This window comes from Erythrobacter sp. (assembly GCA_019739335.1).
In the GTDB taxonomy this organism is placed as follows: Bacteria; Pseudomonadota; Alphaproteobacteria; order Sphingomonadales; family Sphingomonadaceae; genus Alteraurantiacibacter.
Map to the genome: position 1 here is coordinate 711386 of CP073261.1, position 20451 is coordinate 731836.

Annotated in this window: 12 protein-coding genes; 4 read left to right on the plus strand and 8 right to left on the minus strand. The window is 65.1% G+C overall.

Annotated elements, in window-relative coordinates:
• Nucleotide 1 precedes the first annotated feature (1 nt).
• On the plus strand, nt 2-3388 hold the full coding sequence (locus JY451_03545; GenBank protein ID QZH75683.1) for a TonB-dependent receptor: 3387 nt from the start codon (nt 2-4) through the stop codon (nt 3386-3388).
• A 154-nt stretch (nt 3389-3542) separates the two neighbouring features.
• On the opposite strand, the gene JY451_03550 is transcribed toward JY451_03545, so the two are convergent.
• Genes JY451_03550 through JY451_03565 form a run of 4 tightly spaced genes read right to left on the minus strand, consistent with a single transcriptional unit; the run spans nt 3543 to nt 10891 of the window.
• Nucleotides 3543-4775, minus strand: coding sequence for an endo-1,4-beta-xylanase (locus JY451_03550; GenBank protein ID QZH75684.1), 1233 nt, complete (start codon nt 4773-4775; stop codon nt 3543-3545).
• Entirely contained in the window at nt 4762-6066 is a 1305-nt protein-coding gene (locus JY451_03555) for an MFS transporter (GenBank protein QZH76537.1), read from the minus strand. The genes JY451_03550 and JY451_03555 overlap by 14 nt, the downstream gene beginning before the upstream one ends.
• 29 nt (nt 6067-6095) lie before the next feature.
• Nucleotides 6096-8486: a glycoside hydrolase family 3 C-terminal domain-containing protein gene (locus JY451_03560; GenBank protein ID QZH75685.1), complete on the minus strand. Its 2391-nt coding sequence runs from the start codon at nt 8484-8486 to the stop codon at nt 6096-6098.
• The gene (locus tag JY451_03565; protein ID QZH75686.1) at nt 8483-10891 is read right to left on the minus strand and encodes a glycoside hydrolase family 3 C-terminal domain-containing protein; all 2409 of its coding nucleotides are present in this window, start codon (nt 10889-10891) and stop codon (nt 8483-8485) included. Before JY451_03565 ends, JY451_03560 begins: the two co-directional genes overlap by 4 nt.
• A gap of 57 nt (nt 10892-10948) precedes the next feature.
• Between JY451_03565 and JY451_03570 the strand changes: the two genes are divergently transcribed.
• Genes JY451_03570 through JY451_03580 form a run of 3 tightly spaced genes read left to right on the plus strand, consistent with a single transcriptional unit; the run spans nt 10949 to nt 16034 of the window.
• Complete coding sequence (locus JY451_03570; GenBank protein QZH75687.1) at nt 10949-13069, plus strand: alpha-glucuronidase; 2121 nt, start codon at nt 10949-10951, stop codon at nt 13067-13069.
• A 17-nt stretch (nt 13070-13086) separates the two neighbouring features.
• Nucleotides 13087-14244: a LacI family DNA-binding transcriptional regulator gene (locus tag JY451_03575; protein QZH75688.1), complete on the plus strand. Its 1158-nt coding sequence runs from the start codon at nt 13087-13089 to the stop codon at nt 14242-14244.
• Nucleotides 14241-16034: a dihydroxy-acid dehydratase family protein gene (locus JY451_03580; protein QZH75689.1), complete on the plus strand. Its 1794-nt coding sequence runs from the start codon at nt 14241-14243 to the stop codon at nt 16032-16034. The genes JY451_03575 and JY451_03580 overlap by 4 nt, the downstream gene beginning before the upstream one ends.
• Nucleotides 16035-16041: 7 nt before the next feature.
• Here JY451_03580 and JY451_03585 read toward each other — a convergent pair whose 3' ends face one another.
• The 4 genes from JY451_03585 to JY451_03600 are packed head-to-tail and all read right to left on the minus strand — an operon-like array spanning nt 16042 to nt 20445.
• Entirely contained in the window at nt 16042-16896 is an 855-nt protein-coding gene (locus JY451_03585) for an aldose 1-epimerase (GenBank protein ID QZH75690.1), read from the minus strand.
• Nucleotides 16893-18788: a sialate O-acetylesterase gene (locus JY451_03590; GenBank protein ID QZH75691.1), complete on the minus strand. Its 1896-nt coding sequence runs from the start codon at nt 18786-18788 to the stop codon at nt 16893-16895. The genes JY451_03585 and JY451_03590 overlap by 4 nt, the downstream gene beginning before the upstream one ends.
• A complete protein-coding gene (locus JY451_03595; protein ID QZH75692.1) occupies nt 18785-19669 on the minus strand; it encodes an SMP-30/gluconolactonase/LRE family protein in 885 nt (294 codons plus the stop codon). Before JY451_03595 ends, JY451_03590 begins: the two co-directional genes overlap by 4 nt.
• A complete protein-coding gene (locus tag JY451_03600) occupies nt 19660-20445 on the minus strand; it encodes an SDR family oxidoreductase (protein ID QZH75693.1) in 786 nt (261 codons plus the stop codon). The genes JY451_03595 and JY451_03600 overlap by 10 nt, the downstream gene beginning before the upstream one ends.
• Nucleotides 20446-20451: the final 6 nt, after the last annotated feature.

Genomic DNA, 20451 nt, shown 5'->3' on the forward strand with positions numbered 1-20451 from the left:
AATGCCGCATCTATACCCCATTGCCTTGATTGCGTTGTCTGCCTACACACGCAGTTCTGAAAAGAAATCGCTAGCCAAAAATTTGGTAGCGCTAACATGGGGAGGTACCAGCGTGGCCTGGACTACGTTTACAAATCACATCGGCGATTCTGCGCGTTCCGGCTGGTTGCGCCGGACCTTGCGCACCGGCTCCTCGCTGGCCGTTGTCGGTACGCTGCTTGCTGCGGGCACTGCCTATGCGCAGGACACTGCGGGGGGCGAAGAAACTGCCGTGCAGGAAACCGATCCTGAGAACGAGATCGTCGTCAGCGGTTTTCGCGCCCAGCTGGCCAATTCGCAGAACATCAAGCGCGATTCGGATACCATTGTCGATGCGATCACGTCCGAAGATATCGGCGCGCTTCCCGATCGCTCGGTGACCGAAGCGCTGCAGCGCATCCCCGGGGTGTCGATCAACCGCTTTGCCGGTTCGAACGATCCGGATCACTTCTCGGTCGAAGGCGCGGGTGTGGTTATCCGCGGCCTCAACTTCGTGCGCGGCGAATTCAACGGCCGCGATGCCTTTTCGGCCAACGGCGGTCGCCAGCTTGGCTTTGCCGACGTGCCCGCCGAACTGCTCGGCTCGGTCGTGGTCGCCAAGAATGTGACAGCGGAAATGATCGAAGGCGGCCTTGCCGGGACGGTCAATCTCAATACCCGCGTTCCGTTCGACAACAACGGCCTCTATATGGGCGGCACGCTGGAAGTGAACTATTCGGACCTGATCGAGGAATTCTCCCCTCAGGGTTCGGCGCTGATCAGCAACACCTGGGATACCGATGCCGGGCGCTTCGGCCTGCTCGCGGCAGTCAGCTATTCGCAGGTTCTCAGCCGTTCGGACGGCATCCAGGTCACCAACTTCCAGGCACGTGACGGCGAAACTGTTGCCGGAGCGAATGGCTCGGGCAATGTGGTAAGAACGCCGGTTCCAGGATTCGATGAACTCTATGCCCCGATCGGCGGGCAATTCCGTACGCAGGATTATGATCGCCAGCGCTATGGCTACACGGCGGCCGCGCAGTGGGAGAGCCCGGACGAGACCATGGTAGCCACATTGCAGTGGTTCCGCGCCGATTCTTCCAATGCCTGGGGCGAGCACACGTTCGAATCGGGCCCTGACCTTGCCGAGTACAACACTTTCCCCGCCAACGGCACGACCTATCAGGTGGACGAAGATAACGTCTTCGAAAGCGGCTACATCGTCCTGCCCGGCACCGGCTGGCGCACCGGCGGTGACAGTGGCAACGGCGGTGGCCGGGTTTCCACCGGCGGGGTGCAGCAATCGCTGAGCCGTCGCCAGGTTCTGCAGGAAACCACCAATCAGGATTTCGGCTTCAACTTCCGCTATACGCCGAATGAGCGCTGGGCATTCAATGTCGATGCCCAGTACACCGAAGCCAGCACTGACAATCTCGATTTCTCCGTGATGGGTTCGACTTTTGCCGACACCCAACTGGACATTTCGGGGAATCTCCCGATCGTCATCCCGACCAAGCCGCAGAACACCCGCGCCACCTGGGCTGGGCCGAACGAAATGGACGGGCTGACCGATGCGGAGTATTTCACGTCGAACCGCTACACCTTCTGGCGCTCGGCGATGGATCACATCGAAGCCAGCGACGGCGCGGAATATGCTTTCCGCGGCGATGCGCAGTATTCGTTCAACGACGACAGTTTCCTGCGCCGCTTCAAGGTTGGCGGGCGCTATGCCGACCGTGACCAGACCGTGCGTTCGACAACCTACAACTGGGGTCGTCTGTCCGAGGTTTGGGCGCAGAACAGCGGTAGCGCAGTATTCTTCGACGAGTATCCCGAAGGCCAATACGCCACCGAATTTTTCGAATTCCCGAATTTCTTCCGCGGCGCCACCCCGGGTCCAGTAGGCGGAAATTACTTCGCCGGCGATCTGATCGGCCAATATGAGAATTCGGCTGCCTTCTTCCAGGGCGTCGAAGACTATTTCCGCAACGGACAGGTGGGCTGTACCAACAGCTGCGGTGAGGTCGATGGCAACGGCGTCCCGCTTTCCCAACCGCAGGGCTGGCGTCCGCTCGCCCAGCGCGACGGCGTGATCGCCGGGACGCCGTTCCTCCCTTCGGATATCCAGGTTGTATCTGAACGCACCTTTGCCGGATATGCCATGCTGTCATTTGGCAATGCCGATTACGCCGATTATCCCACGATCAGCGGCAATATCGGTGTTCGGTTTGTCGACACGGCGCTCGAATCAGACGGGTCGATTGCGTTCCCCGAAGCCACGACGATCGGCGGCGGGGATCCGTTTGCCACCGCGTGCGATGCTACGCCGAGTGTGCCCGATGGCGCGCCTCCGGGCACACCGCCGGTGGTCCCCAACCTGCCTGCGGAGTGCGATCTCGGTCCGCAAGGCTATGCCAATGCCCAGGCATTCGCCAACAACGCGTTTGTCGAAAACACGGCGATCAACGAGTATCAGAACTGGTTGCCGAGCCTGAATCTGCGACTCGAGCTCAACGAGGAAATGCAGGTCCGCTTCTCCGCCTCGCGGACAATGGCCCGGCCCGATTTCCGCTACGGCCGCAACTTCGTTACCGTTGGTGCCGATCGCACTTCGGGCTTCCGCTTCCAGGCGAACGCAGGCAACCCGTTCCTGCTTCCGGCAACGGCAGACCAGCTTGACCTTTCGTTCGAATGGTATTTCGATACGGTCGGCTCGCTCACGTTGAACGGCTTCTACAAGTCGATCGACAACTTCTTCTACGACTCGGTTACCACGCGGACACTCACAAACAACGGGCAGACGTTCGACGTCGCCGTTCGCGGTCCGGCCAATTACACCGAAGAACGGGGCGAGGTTCGCGGGTTCGAGCTGGCCTACCAGCAGACCTACGACTTCCTGCCGGGTCCGCTGGCGGGGCTGGGTTTTGCCGGCAACTACACCTACATCGACAGCCAGGGCATTCCGAACGCCGAGATCGGCGGGATCGAAGCGCCGGGGCAGGAGGGCAACGTCCGGCCGGGGAACCTGCCGCTCGAACAGCTCTCGCGCCACAACGTCAATGCGACGGTGTTCTATGAGATGGGTCCGTTCGCAGCCCGCGCGGCGTACAACTGGCGCTCACGCTTCCTGCTCACCAGCCGGGACGTGATCTTCCCCTACTATCCGGTCTACAATGCGGCGACCGGGCAGCTCGATGCGTCGATCTTCCTTTCGCTAACGGACAACGTGAAACTGGCGATCCAGGGCACCAACCTGCTCAACGAAGTGACGCAGACGCAGCAGCAGTTCACCGCAGATGGCCTGATCGGTCCGCGGTCCTACTTCATCAACGACCGCCGCTTCAGCTTCGGCATCCGCGCCACGTTCTAACTCCCCCGTGGCGCCGGATCCGGCAAAAGGCCGCCGCTCCCAGAAGAGGGGGCGGCGGTTCTTCTTTGCGCACTGCTGGCAAGAAATGAGGCAATGAAAAAGGGGCGGCACCTCGCGGCACCGCCCCTCTTTCAGTTCCCGATCAGCGAGAGGTTCAGGCCGCAGCCTGGGCAAAACTTTCCGCCAGCGCCGTGCGTAGCGGCTTGGCGCGGTAAGCGGAATCGTAGGGACAGCAGCGCACTTCCTGTCCGTCATCGCGCGGAGCGAAGCCCTGCAGCCAGCTGAACTTGTCGACCATACCCCAGGCCATGATGTCGCCGAGCTGCGGGTATTCCAGCATCACATCGAAATAGCGCCGGGTGTAATCGGCCACGGCGGCATCGCGCGTGGCAATATCGGCGGGGAGCGCCTTGTCCTTCACGTCGAACTCGGTGATCACCAGATCGTAGCCCATAGCCACCACTTCATCGAGGAACGCCCGCCACTCACGCTCGGCATAGGGGCCGACCCCGGTGGCCGGATCGATGGCGAACATCTCGATATGCGACTGGATGCCGAGCGCATCGACCGGGACATTGCGCGCGCGGAATCCTTCGAGCAGCCGCAGCACATCGCGGCAATGCGCCCGGTGCGCAGGTTCCCAGCTCATGTAGTCGTTGTAGACCAGTTGTACGCCCGGCACCGCTTCGCGCGCGGTGTGGAAGGCGAGATCGAGCACCGCCTCCGGACTGCCCATTGCCCGGCTCATGCTGGTTTCGATGGTGCCATTGGTATCGTGATCGATGGCTTCGTTGACGACGTCGTAGCTATGGATGACCCCGCGATAGCGCGCGGTGACAGTGCGGATGTGCTCTGTCAGCAGCCGCTCGGCCTCCTGAACGGGATTGGCGCCGTAATCGTAATTGTTGAGCCATTCGGGAAACCAGCGCGGGCGGTGCCACAGCAGGGTATGGCCGCGCACCGCCTGGTTATTCGCCTGCGCCCAGGCGACGATCGCATCGAAGCGCTCGAAATCGTAGCTGGCCGGATCGGGCCGCAGCGCCTGCCACTTCATCTCGTTCTCGGCCACCACCACGCTGCCCTCGCCGCTGAGGATGCGCGTGTACTGCGGGTTTTGCACCGAGGCCGCGTCCGTGGTTCGCGCGATGGAGCCCACCGAACTGCCAAACTTGCGGCCCGATCGCCGCGCCAAAGTATCGAGCGAGGGTACGGGAATCGCGCTTGTCCCCCCAGTCGGCGAAGGCACCGGCCCTGCAGTGGGTGGCGGATTGGCCGTTCCGTCCCCCGCGCAGGCGCTAGCCCCAAGGGCAATCATCCCGGCGAGGGTCTCGCGGCGCGACCATCCGCTTTTCGGGCCGTCGATAAGGCTCACTTCATTCTCCAGCATTTACAGGTTGGGAAAGCTTGGCTGGTTCCATCTTTGGTACCAGCAATTGAATGGCAGCAAAGGCGATCAGGTAGCCCAGCCCTGCGTAGATCACGATCGGCAGGTAAGAGCCGGTCAGCTCCAGCGTCCAGCCGGTCGCCTGCGCGATCAGGATGCCGCCCACCGATCCGGCCAGCCCGCCCATCCCGGCAATCGTCGCCACTGCGCGGCGTGGATAGAGATCGCTGATCATCGCAAAGATGTTTGAGCTGAAGGCCTGATGCCCCGCCGTGCCCAGCCCGATCAACAGCACGACCACGAAGGTGTTGTCGATCGAAGTGACAAACATCAGCGGCACTGCGCAGAGCGCCGCCAGCAGCAGCGTGGTCTTGCGCGCGCGGTTGACGGTCCAGCCGCGCTTGATGAAATGGCCTGACAGCCAACCGCCGAAGATCGAGCCGACATCGGCCAGCAGGTAAACCCCGATCAGCGCCGGGCCAATGGTCGCCAGAATGCCGCTGTCGCCGGTCGGGAACAGCTCCATCCCGCGCGTGCGGGCCAGGAAATCGGGCAGCCAGAACAGGAACAGGTACCAGACCGGGTCGGTAAAGAATTTGCCGCAGATGAAATACCACGCCTGCCGCTGGCGGATCGCCTCGCGCCACCGCAGTGGCGCTCCCTTCGCGTCCTCGCCGTCCTGTTCGATATAGGCCAGTTCCTGCGCGCCAACCCTGGGGTGATCCTCCGGCTGGCGGTACATCAGCAACCAGGCGATCAGCACCACGAAGCCGAGCGCGCCGGTTATCAGGAACGCCGCGCGCCAGCCGTACATCCCCGCGACCATGATCCCGACGATCGGGGTCATCAGCACCCCGACATTGGCCCCGGCATTGAGGAACCCGACTCCGAGTGCGCGCTCGCGCCGGGGAAACCATTCGGCCACCGATTTCACCGCGCCAGGATAGGCCGCGCTCTCGGCAATCCCCAGCGCCACGCGGGCGAGGATGAAGTGCAACACGGTGCGCGCGCCCGCGTGGAAGCAGGCGGCGATGCTCCACAGCGCGATGGCAATCGCCATGCCCTTGCGGGTGCCGACCTTGTCGAGCCAGCGGCCGACGAACAGCAGGCCCAGTCCGTAACTCGCCTGAAAGGCGGTGACGATGTTGCCGTAATCGACTTCGGACCAGCCCATGTCGTCTTCGATGACCGGCTTCAATACGCCGATGACCTGCCGGTCGATGTAATTGATCGTGATGACCGCGAACAGCAGCGCGCAGATCGCCCAGCGATAGCGCCCGCCGGTCTGCGTGATGCGGTTCGCGTCTGCCCCCCCGGCGGTACTCACAGGACGGTCAGTTCCGCGCTTTTGAGCGCTTCGGCGGCAGAGGAGGAACCCAGATGCACGGTCACCGGCCCCGGCTCGTTCATTTCCACCATGTCCCGGTTGAAGAAGGCGAGCTTTTCCGGCGTCAGCGTGAAAGTAAGCTCGCGGCTTTCGCCCGGTGCCAGCGAGACGCGGGCGAATTCCTTGAGCAGCAGCACTGGCTGCGTCACCGAAACGTTCGTGCGACTGATGTAGAGCTGGACCACGTCATCGCCTTCCAGCGCGCCGGTGTTGGTGACGGTGCAGCGCACGTCCACCGGGGCATCAGCGGCGATCCGCGTAGCGGATAGGCGCGGTTCCGAAATGGCAAAGCTGGTGTAGCTCAGCCCGTGGCCGAAGGGGAACAGCGGAGTCCGGTCCTCGAACAGCCAGCCGCGCAAGGCGCTGGGCTTGTAGTTGTAATAGATCGGCACCTGCCCGGAATTGCGCGCCACGGTGACGGGCAGTTTCGCACCGGGATTGTTGCGGCCGAGCAGCGTCTCGGCCATCGCCACACCGCCCTCCTGCCCCGGATACCAGCATTCGAGCACTGCATCGGCGTGCTGCGCGATATTGGGCCAGCTTGGCGGGCGGCCATTGATCGCAGCCACCACCAGCGGCTTGCCGAGTGCGCGCAGGGCGTCGAACAATTCGTTCTGTTCGCCGACCAGGTCGATAGTCGTCCGGTCCCCCAGGTGGTTCGCGGCAAAGCCTTCGCGGCTGGTCTGCTCGGTATCGCCGATGGCGAGGATGATGGCATCGGCACCGCGCGCCACTTCCACCGCTTCAGCGATCAGGCGCAGGTTCTCGTCGCGGTCGGCCAGCACGATCTGGCTTTGCGAGCGGTCCTCGCTGTTGGTGATGAATACGCCCTGCGCGGTGACGAAATCGGCCTCAGGTGCGACTTGCCGCAGCCCTTCGATGAGGCTCACGGTCTGCTGCGGAACGCTCGAATAGCCCCCCAGCCGCGCAATGGCATGGTTCGGCCCGATCACCGCGACGCGGCCCATACTGGTCTCGTCCAGCGGCAGGGTATTGTTGCGGTTGACGAGCAGGCACATGCTCTTGCGCGCCGCTTCCAGCGCCAGTGCGCGGGCCTCGGCATTGCCGGTGACGCGGGCGGCCAGCTCGGCATCGCCATAGGGATTCTCGAACAGCCCGGCGCGAAACTTCAGCGTCAGCATCCGTGCGCAGGCGGTATCCACCAGCGCCTGCGGAATCCGCCCTGCCTCCACCGCATGGACAAGCGTGGCAAAGGCCATGCCTTCGGGCAGTTCGCTGTCCACCCCGGCGAGCAGCGCCTGGTGCGCGGCCTCCTCCAGATCGGCGGCGACATGGTGCAGGGTGGTGAGTTCGTGGACGCCGCCGTAATCGCTCACCACCGCGCCGTCGAAGCCCCATTCGCCGCGCAGCACGTCGCCCAGCAGCCAGGTGTTGCCGTGGCTCGGCACCCCGTCGATCTCGTTGTAGCTCGGCATCACTGCGCCGACCGAAGTGCGGCGGACGATCTCGCGGAACGGCGGGAAGAAGTTTTCGCGCAATTCGCGCTCGCTGATTTGTGCCGGGCTGATGTTGTTGCCCGCTTCGGGCTGGCCGTGCCCGGTCATGTGCTTGAGCGTGGCGAAAACCTTACCGTCCGCCAGCCGTTCGAACTTGCCCGGCCCTTGCAGGCCTTCGACGGCGGCAACGCCCATTTCGCCGACCAGATAGGGATCCTCGCCCCAGGTCTCCTCGATCCGGCCCCAGCGTGGATCGCGGACGATATCGACCACCGGGGAAAGCACCAGCGGCACCCCGCGCGCACGCACCTCGGCGGCGATCTGCGCCTGCACCCGGCGCATCAGGTCGGTGTCGAACGTCCCCGCCAAGGCAATCGCCTGCGGGAACATCGTCGCTTCGGTGGCCATGTAGCCGTGCAGCGATTCCTCGTGCAGCAGCACCGGGATGCCGAGGCGGGTATCCTCCAGCGCCCAGCGTTGCAGCGCGTTGATGAATTCGACCGTCTGTGCGGGCGTGCGCCAGCGCGCCGCCGTACCGCCCGAAGCGCCGGTGATGCCGGGAACCCCCCGCTTGTCGCTCGGTCGGGTGACATGGCCAATACCATGGGGGAAGGCGGCGCTGGCCTTGGCGGGATTGAAGGCGAGATCGTCGATCATCTCGCCCTTGCCCTGCCAGGCGGTGCGGATCTGCTGGACCTTTTCCACCAATGTCATCCGCGCCATCAGGTCCGCCACGCGCGCGGGGATGGGTGCCGCGGCATCCTTGTAGAGCGGCGCGCTGGCTTGCGCGAAGGCCAGCGGGGCCTGCGCAATCGCGAGTGCCGAGAGACTGCCGCCCCCCAGCAGCTTCAGGGCACCGCGCCGGTTCATTCGGCTACCGTCAGCGTCAGTTCGGTCAGGTCGACCGAACTGGGGCCGACCATGATCGTGAACTCACCCGGCTCGACAACCCGCTCCATGTCGCGGTTCCACAGCATGAAGGCTTCGGGCCGGATCGCAATGTCGACCATCACCGTTTCGCCCGGAGCAATGGTCACCCGTTCGAACCCGACCAGTTCCTTGACCGGGCGAGTGACCGAGCTGATCACGTCGCGCAGGTAGACCTGCACCACTTCATCGCCCGCCATCGCCCCGGAGTTGGTTACGGGCACCCGCACCGTCACGCCCTGCCCTGCGGCAATGCTGGCGGCGGACAGCGTGGGCGTACCGTATTCGAAAGTGGTGTAGCTGAGCCCGTGGCCGAACGGGTAGAGCGGCGTCACTTCGTCAAACAGGTAGCCGCGCCGCGCGCTCGGCTTGTAGTTGTAGAAGTTGGGTACCTGCCCGACATTGCGCGCCACCGTCACCGGCAAGCGCCCGCCCGGATTGACCCGCCCGAACAGCGCATCGGCAATCGCGTGGCCCTGCTGCTCGCCGGCGTACCAGGTTTCGAGCACCGCATTGGACCGTTCGGCCACGTTCGGGTAGCTCGGCGGGCGGCCGTTCACCAGCACGGTGACGATCGGCTTGCCCAGTGCGGCCAGCGCATCGAGCAGTTCGTTCTGCTCGCCGACGAGGTCGAGACTGGTGCGATCGCCCAGGTGCGTGGGTGCCCAGCCTTCGCGGCTGGTCTGTTCGGTATCGCCGATGAACAGCACGATGGTGTCGGCATTGCGCGCCACTTCGACAGCGGCGGCGATGCGGCGGCGGTTTTCTGCCGGATCGCCCAGCGTGACTTCATCCGCCCACCAGTCGTCGTTTTCGGTAATGACGACGCCTTGCGAATGCACGATCTCGGCCCGATCGCCCACCAGCGCGCGGATCCCTTCGAGCGGTGAGACGGTGGCGCGCGGTTCGCCGTAGTAGCCGCCCAGCCGCGCAACATCGGCGTTGGGGCCGATCACCGCGATGGTCGGGCGATCCGCACCACCTGCGGGCATGGCGAGCGGCAGGGTGCCATCGTTCTGCAACAGCACCAGCGATTGCTCCGCCGCCCGGCGGGCCAGCGCCACACCTTCCTCGGTATTGGAGCGCAGGGCCTCTTCCATGTCAGGCCACGGATCGTCGAACAGTCCGGCTTCAAACTTCAGCGTCAGGAAGCGTGATACGGCTTGATCGATCGCCGCCATCGACACCCGCCCGGCGGCAACGCTTTGCGCCAGGTTCTCGAACCCGTCGCCCTGCGGCAGGTCCACGTCCACGCCGGAGCGCAGCGCCAGTTCGCCCGCCGCCGCATAGTCGGGCACGATCCGGTGCAGCCGCGCCATGTCCTCGATGGCGTAGTAATCGCTCACCACCGCACCATCGAAGCCCCATTCGCCGCGCAGAACGTCGTTGAGCAGCCATGAGTTCGAGTGGCTGGGAATCCCGTCGATCTCGTTATAGCTCGCCATCACCGCGCCGATGTTGGTGCGCCGCACCACCTGCTCGAACGGGGGGAAGAACATTTCGCGTAAGGTTCGTTCGGAGATCTGCGCCGGGCCGACATTGGTGCCGCTTTCGGGCTGGCCGTGGCCGGTCATGTGCTTGAGCGTGGCGAGCACCTGCCCATCGCCGATCCGTCCGTCGGTGCCGGGGCCGCTGAGCCCCTCGACCGAAGCGACACCCAGTTCGCCGACGAGGAACGGGTCCTCACCGAAAGTCTCCTCGATCCGTCCCCAGCGCGGGTCTCGCGCGACGTCCACCACGGGGGAGAGTACGAGGTGGACGCCGCGCGCCCGCACCTCGGCGGCGATGAGATCGTTGATCTCCCGCACGAGGTCCGGATTCCATGTGCTGGCAAGGCCGATCGATTGCGGAAAGGCGGTGGCATCGCGCGCGGCAAAGCCGTGCAGCGACTCTTCGTGGAAAAGGATCGGAATGCCCAGCCGGGTTTCCTCCATCGCCCAGCGCTGCGCGTCGATGACATATTGCACAGACTCCTCAATCGAGCGGCGACGCACTTCGCGCGGGGAAGAAGGTCCGCTGGTGTCGCTGGGACGAGCGATCTGGCCGATGCCGTGCGGATAGACCTGCGCCGCCAGTTCGGGCGCGAAGGTGTGATCGGCGTTCTGGATATCGCCCTTGGTGTCCCAGACGCTGATGATCTGGGCGATCTTCTCTTCCAGCGTCATCCGCGACAGGAGGTCCGCCACGCGCGCCTCGACAGGAAGCGCGGCATCCCAGTAGGGTGCATCGGCCATCGGCCTCTCGATGGCGGGCACGTCCTGCGCCGCTACCGGAGCGGCCAGAGGAGCGAATACAGTGGTAAAAGCAGCGCCTGCCAACAGCAGCGCGGTCGAAAAGCGACCCGTCATTCCATCCTCCCATGCAGCCGCATACTTGACTGTGCGGCGCTCTGTGATAGCGCTACCATGATGAGAGGAAGAGAGCTTGTCAATCGCTTCTGCGCGGCACTGATCGCGTTTGTGCTGGCTGCGGCGGGAGTGCCCGCGGCGGCCGAGGACGGGTATAACCTGTGGCTGCGCTACGCGCCGCTGGAGGAAGCCCAAGCCGATGCGGCGCGACCCTATGTCGGGAGAGGCGTGCATCTTCTGGCGGATCATACACCGCGAGTCGAAGCAGCCTTGCAGGAACTTGGACGCGCCGCACGAACGATGACCGGTAGCGAAGTATCTCCCCATCCGCGCCTCACCCTGGCACTGGCAGACAGGCTGTATCCGATGTGGGAGCGCAGTATCGCCGATATGGAGGGCGCAGCTCCCGGTGCGTTCTCGATCCGCAGGCAGGACGATAGCAGGCTCGTGATTGCGGCGAATGACGACCTCGGCCTACTCTACGGCACTTTCGCCATGCTGCGGCACCTGCAAGAAACCGGGACCCTCGAAGGCGTCGATCAGTTCACCGCCCCCGCCATGTCGCTGCGGCTGCTCAACCACTGGGACAATCCCGATGGCCATGTCGAGCGCGGCTATGCCGGGCGGTCGATCTTCGACTGGTGGCACCTGCCCGAACGGCTGGACCAGCGGATGATCGACTACGCCCGCGCCAATGCCTCGATCGGCATCAACGGGGTGGTCGTGAACAACGTCAACGCCAGCGCCATGATGCTGGAGCCGCGCTATATCGCCCGGCTGGCGCGGCTTGCCGATGCGTGGCGGCCCTATGGCATCCGCGTCTATCTCTCCGCGCGCTTTTCGGCCCCGCGCGATATCGGCGGGCTGGCGACGGCCGATCCGCTCGATCCGGCGGTGGCAGCATGGTGGCAGGCCAAAGCGGACGAAATCTACGCTGCGATTCCCGATTTCGGCGGCTTCCTGGTCAAGGCCAATTCCGAAGGTCAGCCCGGCCCGCAGGACTATGGCCGCACCCATGCCGACGGCGCGAACATGATGGCCGCAGCAGTCGGCGACCGGGGCACGGTGATCTGGCGCGCTTTCGTCTATTCGGCCGAGGACGAGACCGACCGCGCCGCGCAGGCCTACGCCGAATTCGTGCCGCTCGACGGGCAGTTCGCCAGCAATGTGATCGTGCAGGTGAAGAACGGCCCGATCGATTTCCAGCCGCGCGAGCCGTTCCACCCGATGTTCGGAGCGATGCCCAACACCCGGCTGATGCTCGAAGCGCAGATCACCAAGGAATACCTCGGCTTTGCCAGCCACCTCGCCTACCTCGCGCCGATGTGGGAGGAAGTGCTCGACGCGGATACCGGGCGCGGCGGGAGCGTGGCAGACGTGATCGCACCGGTGGGCATGGCGGGTGTCGCCAATATCGGTTCGGACCGCAACTGGTCGGGATCGGACTTCGATCAGGCCAACTGGTATGCCTTCGGGCGGCTGGCGTGGGACCCGACCCTGACCAGCGAGCAGATCGCGCGCGAATGGTCGGCGCAGACGTTCAGCCGCGAGCCGGAATTCGTCGAAGCGGTGGTACCAATGATGATGGGCAGCCGCGAGGCGGTGGTCGATTACATGACCCCGCTCGGCCTTGCGCACCTGATGGGCACCGGCCACCACTATGGCCCCGCGCCGTGGGTTTGCGACCTCGCCCGCCCCGAGTGGAACCCGTGCTATTACCACCGCGCCGATGCGCAGGGGATCGGCTTCGACCGGACCGCGAGCGGCAGCGATGCGCTGGCGCAATATGCGCCTTCGGTAGCTGCGCAGTGGAGCGATCCGCGCGAGATCGATCCAGCCTACCTGCTGTGGTTCCGCCGCGTCGGCTGGGATCACCCGATGCCATCGGGCAGACCGCTGTGGGAGGAACTGATTGCCCGCTATGACCGCGGTGTCGCCGCCGCCGAAGCGATGCGGTCAACCTGGGCCGAGCTTTCGGATTACGTCGATCCGCAACGCCACCGCGCGGTGAGCGAGAACCTGACCATTCAGGCGCAGGAAGCGAGCTGGTGGCGCGATGCCTCCATCGCCTACTGGCAATCGCTCAACGGCCTGCCGCTGCCCTCGGGCACTCGCCCGCCTGCGCATTCACTCGAACACTACCAGGCGCTCGCTTTCCCCGAAGCCCCCGGAAACTGAAATGGGCCGCAACTGAAATGGTAGCGCAAGCAAAGCCCTTGCCCCCGGCGCGGCATAGCGCCAGAACGCCGGCTGAAAGCAGGGGTCTCGAAAAGACAGTGAATACGCGCAAAGCCAAAGGGCGGCAGTCCGGCCAGCCGACGATCAGCGATGTGGCGCGCGAAGCGCAATGCTCGCCGATGACGGTCAGCCGCGTCATCAACAATGAAGCCAGCGTGCGCGGCAGCACCCGCGATGCCGTGCTCGCCGCCATCGAAAAGCTTAACTACAGCCCCAACCGCGCCGCGCGAAGTCTGGCTGGCGGCGAGCAGCTGCGGATCGCGCTGCTGTTCGACAATCCCTCCAGTTCCTACCTCGCCGAATTCCTGATGGGATCGCTCGAGGAAGCCAACCGCAACGATACCCAGCTGATCGTCCAGGGCGTAAACGAGGAAGAGGGGGACGACGGCAAGCAGCTGATCGGCAAGCTGGTGGAGGCCGGAATCCGCGGCTTCATCCTGCCCCCGCCTTTGTGCGACGACCAGAGCGTGCTCGACCTGATCGTGCAGAACGGCGGGATCGTGGTGGCCGTGGGTCCGGGTGTCGCCAGCGGCACCGGCGCCGAAGTGCTGATCGACGATTACCAGGCCGCCTATGATATGACGAGCCACATCATCGGGCTGGGGCACAAGCGGATCGGCTTCATCATCGGCAACCCCGAACAGGTAGCGGCATCGCGGCGGCTGAACGGTTATCGCGCAGCAATGGAGAATGCCGGGCTGGAGACGGACGACCGGCTGATCGTGCAGGGGCGGTTTACCTATCGTTCGGGCATGGACGCGGCGGAACGGCTGCTGGCGGTCGATCCGCGCCCCACCGCGATTTTCGCCTCGAACGACGACATGGCCGCCGCCACCGTGGCCGTCGCCCATCGTCGCCATCTCGACGTGCCCAGCGACATCACCGTCTGCGGTTTCGACGACACCGATCTAGCCAGCTCGATCTGGCCCGAACTGACCACCATCCGCCAGCCGATCCGCGAAATGACCGCCTGGGCCGTCTCCACCGCCGCGCGGCTGCTGCGCGCTAAGAAGCAGGGAGAGAAGGTGGTGCAGGAAACCAAGTTCATGCCCTACCAGTTGATCCGCCGCGCGTCCGACGCCGCGCCCAGCCTGGTGGCGGAAAAGCGCAAGTGAGCGACTCGCCCAAGAGATCCAAGGCCCGAAAGCTGCGCAGCCGGGACTGGTTCGCCAATCCCGATCGCATGGACATGACCGCGCTCTATCTGGAGCGGTTCATGAATTACGGGGTGACGCCCGAAGAATTGCAGAGCGGCAAGCCGATCATCGGTATTGCCCAGTCGGGCAGCGATCTTTCCCCCTGCAACCGCATCCACCTCGATCTTGCCAAGCGCACGCGCGATGGCATTCGCGATGCGGGCGGGATCCCCATCGAGTTCCCCGTCCATCCGATTTTCGAAAACTGTCGCCGACCGACAGCTGCGCTCGATCGCAACCTGCTCTATCTCGGGCTGGTCGAACTGCTCAACGGCTACCCGATCGACGGCGTGGTGCTCACCACCGGCTGCGACAAGACCACGCCGAGCCAGATCATGGCCGCGAGCACGGTGGATATTCCCGCCATCGTCCTCTCCGGCGGGCCGATGCTCGACGGCTGGCACGAGGGCGAACTGGTGGGCTCCGGCACCGTGATCTGGCGCAGCCGCCGCAAGCTGGCAGCAGGCGAGATCGACGAGGCGGAGTTCCTCGAACGCGCCACCGACAGTGCGCCCAGCGCCGGCCACTGCAATTCGATGGGCACGGCGAGCACGATGAACGCCGTGGCCGAAGCGCTCGGCCTGTCGCTTACCGGCTGTGCAGCGATCCCTGCGCCCTATCGCGAGCGCGGGCAGATGGCCTACCGCACCGGGCGGCGCATCGTGGAAATGGTGCTGGAGGACCTCAAGCCTTCGGATATCCTGACGCGCGAGGCTTTCCTCAATGCGATTGCCACGGTCAGCGTGATCGGCGGCTCCTCCAATGCGCAGCCGCACATCACCGCGATGGCGCGCCATGCCGGGGTCGAACTGGAAGCCAGCGTCTGGCAGGATCACGGCTACGACCTGCCGCTGCTGGTCAACATGCAGCCGGCGGGCAAGTATCTGGGCGAACGGTTCCACCGCGCGGGCGGAGTCCCGGCGGCGATGTGGGAACTGTTGCAGGCGGGCAAGCTGCACGGCGGGGTGCGCACCTGCACCGGCACCACACTGGCCGAGAACCTCGCACTGCGCGAAAGCGGCGACCGAGAGATGATCCGCCCCTTCGCCGATCCGCTGATGGACAGCGCCGGGTTCCTCGTGCTGTCGGGCAACCTGTTCGATTTCGCGATCATGAAAACTTCGGTGATCTCGGCCGAATTCCGCCAACGCTATCTCTCGCAGCCGGGCAACGAGGGCGTGTTCGAGGCCCGCGCGATCGTGTTCGACGGCTCGGACGACTACCACCACCGCATCGACGATCCGGAGCTCGCGATCGACGAGGATTGCATTCTGGTCATTCGCGGTTCGGGCGTGATCGGCTGGCCGGGGAGCGCCGAGGTCGTCAATATGCAGCCGCCCGAACGGATGATCCGCGCGGGCAAGCAATGGCTGCCGACGCTGGGTGACGGGCGGCAATCGGGCACCAGCGACAGCCCTTCGATCCTCAACGTCTCGCCCGAAAGCGCGGTGGGCGGGGGGCTGTCATGGCTGCGAACGGGGGACGTAATCCGCGTCGATCTGAACGCCCGGACCTGCAATGCGCTGGTGGATGAGGCTGAAATCGCGCGGCGCAAGGCGGAGGACCCTGCCCCGCCGGTGCCGCCGAGCCAGACGCCGTGGGAAGAACTCTACCGCGAGAAGACCGGCCAGCTTGGCGAAGGCGGAGTGATGGAATTCGCGCTCAAGTATCGCGGGACCAGCCGCAAGCTGCCCCGGCACAATCACTGACCTTGAATCAGGCAGCCATCGCGGAAATTTCCATTTCGACGCTGGCGGTGCATCCCGGCGGCAGCACGATCATTTCGCCCGGCGACTGGTTCGGCGCATCTGGGGTGTGCGTCACCGGCTCGCAGCACAGCGCGGAGTCATCGGTGGGGGAATAGACGTGCAGGTTCGGCGCACCGCGCGCACTCAGGGTAATCGTGCCCAGCGCATCCTCGATCCGCACCTTGCCCGCCCAGTGAACGAAGCAGTGATCGACCAGCACCTCGGGCAGCGCAGTCCCCGCGCCCCAGTCCGCCAGCGTTTTGGACGGCACCCGCTCTCCGGTGGGGATCAGCCCGGCATCCACCACCATCATGCCCTCGCTGGCGAAGCGCAGCCGGGTCTCAGGGTTGCGGCGGAAATAGGGGTGGAAGCCGAGACCTGTGGGCATGGGCGTGTCAGCAAAATTGGTCACGTCGAGCGTGACCTTGCACCCCTGCGCGCCCAGCCGGATACGTTGCTCCGCGCGATAGGCCCACGGCCAACTGGCGTCAGAACCGGAATGGCGATGCACCAGCGTACAGCGGAAGCTGTCCGCGCGCGCCACTTCCCACGGCACCTGCCAGCCGAGACCGTGAAGGCTGTGCTGTTCTGGCGGGAAATTGCGAGGCATTTCGATCATCTGCTCGCACCAGCGAAACGTGCCATCGGCGATGCGGTTGCAATAAGGCACCAACGCGAAAGAGGCGCTTTGGAGCGGGTCAGTCGCGTCTGCAGGCATCGGGCGCAGCACATCCACACCATTGAACCGCAGCGCCGAGAGGACCCCGCCGATTTCCGGCCGCACTTCGGCGTGCCACTCCCCCGCAAAAAGCTGCACCGTCATTCGCTAACCGCCAGCTCGAATCCCGGTAGGGCGATGTTGCGGGCGTCGAAGGTGTTGACCACCGGGGCATCGGCCCAGCCATGGCGAACGCGGGTGACGGGCAGATCGTCGAGCGGGAGCAGCACTGCGTTGCCACGAACAAAGCCGGCGGCAAAGCGGCAGCTTTCCTGTGTTTCGCCGCACAGTTCGAAAGCCAGCGGAGGGCCACTCCAGCTTTCGAGCGCGCCTTCGACGCCGGAGAAATCAACCCGCACGTAGCCGTCAATCCGCTCGGCAGACACCGGTTGCGGCAGTGCTTCGCCCAGCGCCGCCAGTGCCAGCCGCTGGCCGAGCAGCACCTTGTTGGTCGGGTGGATGTCGCTCCATTCGCCCAGATCGATCGCGGTGACGATCGCCGCATTCGGATCGGCGAGCACCGCCTGCCGCTCCACTTCGCGCAGCTCCGCCCAACCGCTGGCGACGGGCACGCTGCTCGGTTCGCCATAGTTCGCCAGTTGCACCACCAGCATCCGTATGTCGGGCCCGAACTGCGCGCGCCATCCGGCGAACAGCTCGCGCAGTCGATCTCCGTAGCCGGGAATGCCGACGTCGCTTTCGCCCTGATACCATGCCGCGCCTGCAAGGCTGAGCTGGCCGATGGGCGCAACCATGCGGTTGTGCATCACCCCGATCCCGGCATTGGCATCCCACGGCGCGCGCGGCGGCATCTGCGTGACCGGGCTGGCGGCGTGACGCCACCCTTCGCCGAGTGCGATGCGCTCGCCTGCCACGGTTAGCGAAAGCCGATCCGCGCCGCTCTGCATCCCGCCCGCGCCCCAGCTGTTGCTAGCGGCGAAGACGATCTCGTTCGCCCCTGCGCGCAGGAAGCGGGCTGGCACAGTGTACTCCCGCTCGGTGCTCCAGCCATGGCTGATGCCGACCGGATGGCCGTTGACGAACGTCCCATCGAGATCGTCGATAATGCCTATATTGAGCACAGCGCCCGCTGCCGCCTGCGCGGCGGTGAGTTCAATCGTGCGGCGGAACCAGACATTGCCGACCGGCGGCGGTGCGCCCTCGCCCCATGCGGTCCAAGGGCCGATTTGCGGGACAGACTGCCAGTCGAGGCTGTCGGGCTCGCTCCACGGCGTGCTGCCGCTGCTGGCTTCGCGATACCAGTCCTGCCACTCGGGCGCGAAAGCGGCGACCGCAGTCAAAGGATCGTCGGCGTAGCTCGAAAGCAGCCCCATCGCCTCCTCGCCATAGAGCGCCGCGCCGCCCGCAGGGGTCAGCCAGGCGCGGATCTGCGAGCCGCCCCAGCTCGAATGGATCGCGCCCATCGGAATGCCGAGTTCGGCGCGCAGATCACGCAGCATGTAATAGCAGGCGGCGGAGAACCCTCCGGTAGTTTCAGGCGAAGCCGATTGCCACGCCACTTCGCCGCCGAAGTCGCGCGTGGGCACGGCGGAGGTGGTGAGCGGCACGGTCAGCATCCGCAACAGCGGATCGTTGCTGGCCTGGATATTGTTGTAGCCGTTGAGACCAGCGGCGACGGTGAAGGCCATGTTCGACTGGCCGGAGCACAGATAGACATCGCCGACGAGTAGATCCGACACATCCACAGTGCCGCTGGCGTCGGTGACGCTGAGCGCCACGGGTTCGGCACTGGCGGGGCGGGCCGGGAATCGCAGGACGAACACGCCCTCGGCATCTGCGCGAGCATCCGCGCGATCCTCGCCCAGCGTGCCGATGATCTGCGCACCCGGCGAAGCGTAGCCCTGCACGGTCACGTCCCGGTCGCGCTGGATCACCGCGCCGTCGCTCCACACCGGGGCGAGTTCGGGCTCGGCAACGGCGGGGGTGCTGGCAAATAGCAACACACCTATGGCCCACAGGCCCGCCCGCAGGCTCATCCCAGTTTCACCCGCGCCTGCGGCACTCCCGCCACCGGCGCTTCGAAAGCCAGCAGATCGCCCGATGCCGGGAATTCAGCGTAATCGCCCGGCTCCATGTTCTTGGTCGCCGTAGTGACAAAAGCCGTGCGCAGGTCAGCGCCGCCCAGCGCCATCTTGGTGATGTCGCGCGCGGGCATGACCCATGTGCCCACCAGTTCGCCGTCGGGGCTGAACCGCGCCACCCGCGCGCCGAGATAGAGCCCGGTCCACACGTGATCCTCGGCATCGACGATCGGCCCATCGGGATAGGCATTGGGGAAATGCGTCGCGGTATCGACGAAGGGCCGCGCTTCGCCCACCCCGTCACGGGTCAGGTCCGCCACCATGATCTTCTGCGAACTGGTGTCGGTGAAATAGATCCGGTCCCCCTGCGGACTGATCGCAGGGCCATTTGTGATGGTGATGCCCGATGGCCCGGCCGCGCGAATCTCGCCGCGATCGAACACGTAGAACCGGCCCGAAGCCGCGTTCTCGCTATCGTCCATCGATCCGAACCATACCCGCCCCCACGGATCGGTGCAGGCATCGTTCAAGCGGTTGTGCGCGGGTTCGCCCGGCACCTCCATCAGCCGTTCGAAAAGCTGCGTTGCGGGATCGAAGGTATAGAGCCCGTCCTGCAAGCCGCACAGCAGCAGGCCACCTTCGGCAGGCAAGCCCCAGCCGATCTGGCCGGGCGCCTCGGCGCGGGCATTGCTGCCGGTCACCGGATCGTAGTGCCACAGGTGATGGCCCTTGATATCGACGAACCAGACCACGTCGCGCTCCGCGTCCCAGAACACGCCTTCGCCAAGGCGGCTCTGCGCCTGCAGCAGCGAACGAACTTCTGGCCTTATCTCCATCCGGCATCCACCCAGTAATTGTGCGCGGTGCAATAGCGCGCATCGTCCGACGCCAGGAAAAGCGCCATTGCAGCAATATCGACCGGCATGATCCGCCCGTCCAGGCATTGCGCGGCAACAATTTCCGCCTCGCCTTCGGGCGTGTACCATTTCATTTGCCGGGGTGTCTGTACATTGCCGGGAATGATGGTGTTGACGCGGATATTGTCCCGCCCCAGTTCGCGCGCCAGGCTGCGGGTCAGCCCCTCGATGGCGGCCTTGGCGGTCTGGTAGATCGTCAGGTCCTCCAGCCCCAGGTGCCAGCTGATCGAACCCATGTTGATGATCGCGCCACCGCCCGCCGCGCGCATCGCGGGCACGGCGGCCTTCGCGGCGAAGAACTGGTGCTTCAGGTTCACCGCCATCCGCTCGTCCCAATAGGCAGGCGTGACATCCAGCACCTTATGCCGATCATCGTTGGCGGCGTTGTTGATCAGCACGTCGCAGCCACCCAGCCGTTCGATCATCTTGCCGATCTTGTGGCCGTAATCCTCGCAATCGGTGATGTCGCAATGGACGAAATGCGGCGGGATCGCCGCGTCCTGCAAGCGCGCGATCAACGCCTCGCTCATGTCTTCCTGCACGTCGACAAAGGCCACCGCGCTGCCCTGCCGCGCGAATGCCTCGACAATCCCTTCGCCGATACCCGATCCGCCGCCGCTGACGATGACCTTGCGGCCGGCCAGCGACGGGTAGATTGCGCGCGACCCCTCCGGTCGCAGCTCCCCTCCGCTCATGTGAAC

What these genes read in the sequence shown, in the direction of transcription:
- JY451_03545 (QZH75683.1), top strand. Translation starts at nt 2, where the DNA reads ATGCCGCATCTATACCCCATTGCCTTGATTGCGTTGTCTGCCTACACA.
- JY451_03570 (QZH75687.1), top strand. Translation starts at nt 10,949, where the DNA reads ATGATGAGAGGAAGAGAGCTTGTCAATCGCTTCTGCGCGGCACTGATC.
- JY451_03595 (QZH75692.1), bottom strand. Translation starts at nt 19,669, where the DNA reads ATGGAGATAAGGCCAGAAGTTCGTTCGCTGCTGCAGGCGCAGAGCCGC.
- JY451_03575 (QZH75688.1), top strand. Translation starts at nt 13,087, where the DNA reads ATGGTAGCGCAAGCAAAGCCCTTGCCCCCGGCGCGGCATAGCGCCAGA.
- JY451_03585 (QZH75690.1), bottom strand. Translation starts at nt 16,896, where the DNA reads ATGACGGTGCAGCTTTTTGCGGGGGAGTGGCACGCCGAAGTGCGGCCG.
- JY451_03590 (QZH75691.1), bottom strand. Translation starts at nt 18,788, where the DNA reads ATGAGCCTGCGGGCGGGCCTGTGGGCCATAGGTGTGTTGCTATTTGCC.
- JY451_03560 (QZH75685.1), bottom strand. Translation starts at nt 8,486, where the DNA reads ATGAACCGGCGCGGTGCCCTGAAGCTGCTGGGGGGCGGCAGTCTCTCG.
- JY451_03565 (QZH75686.1), bottom strand. Translation starts at nt 10,891, where the DNA reads ATGACGGGTCGCTTTTCGACCGCGCTGCTGTTGGCAGGCGCTGCTTTT.
- JY451_03550 (QZH75684.1), bottom strand. Translation starts at nt 4,775, where the DNA reads ATGCTGGAGAATGAAGTGAGCCTTATCGACGGCCCGAAAAGCGGATGG.
- JY451_03600 (QZH75693.1), bottom strand. Translation starts at nt 20,445, where the DNA reads ATGAGCGGAGGGGAGCTGCGACCGGAGGGGTCGCGCGCAATCTACCCG.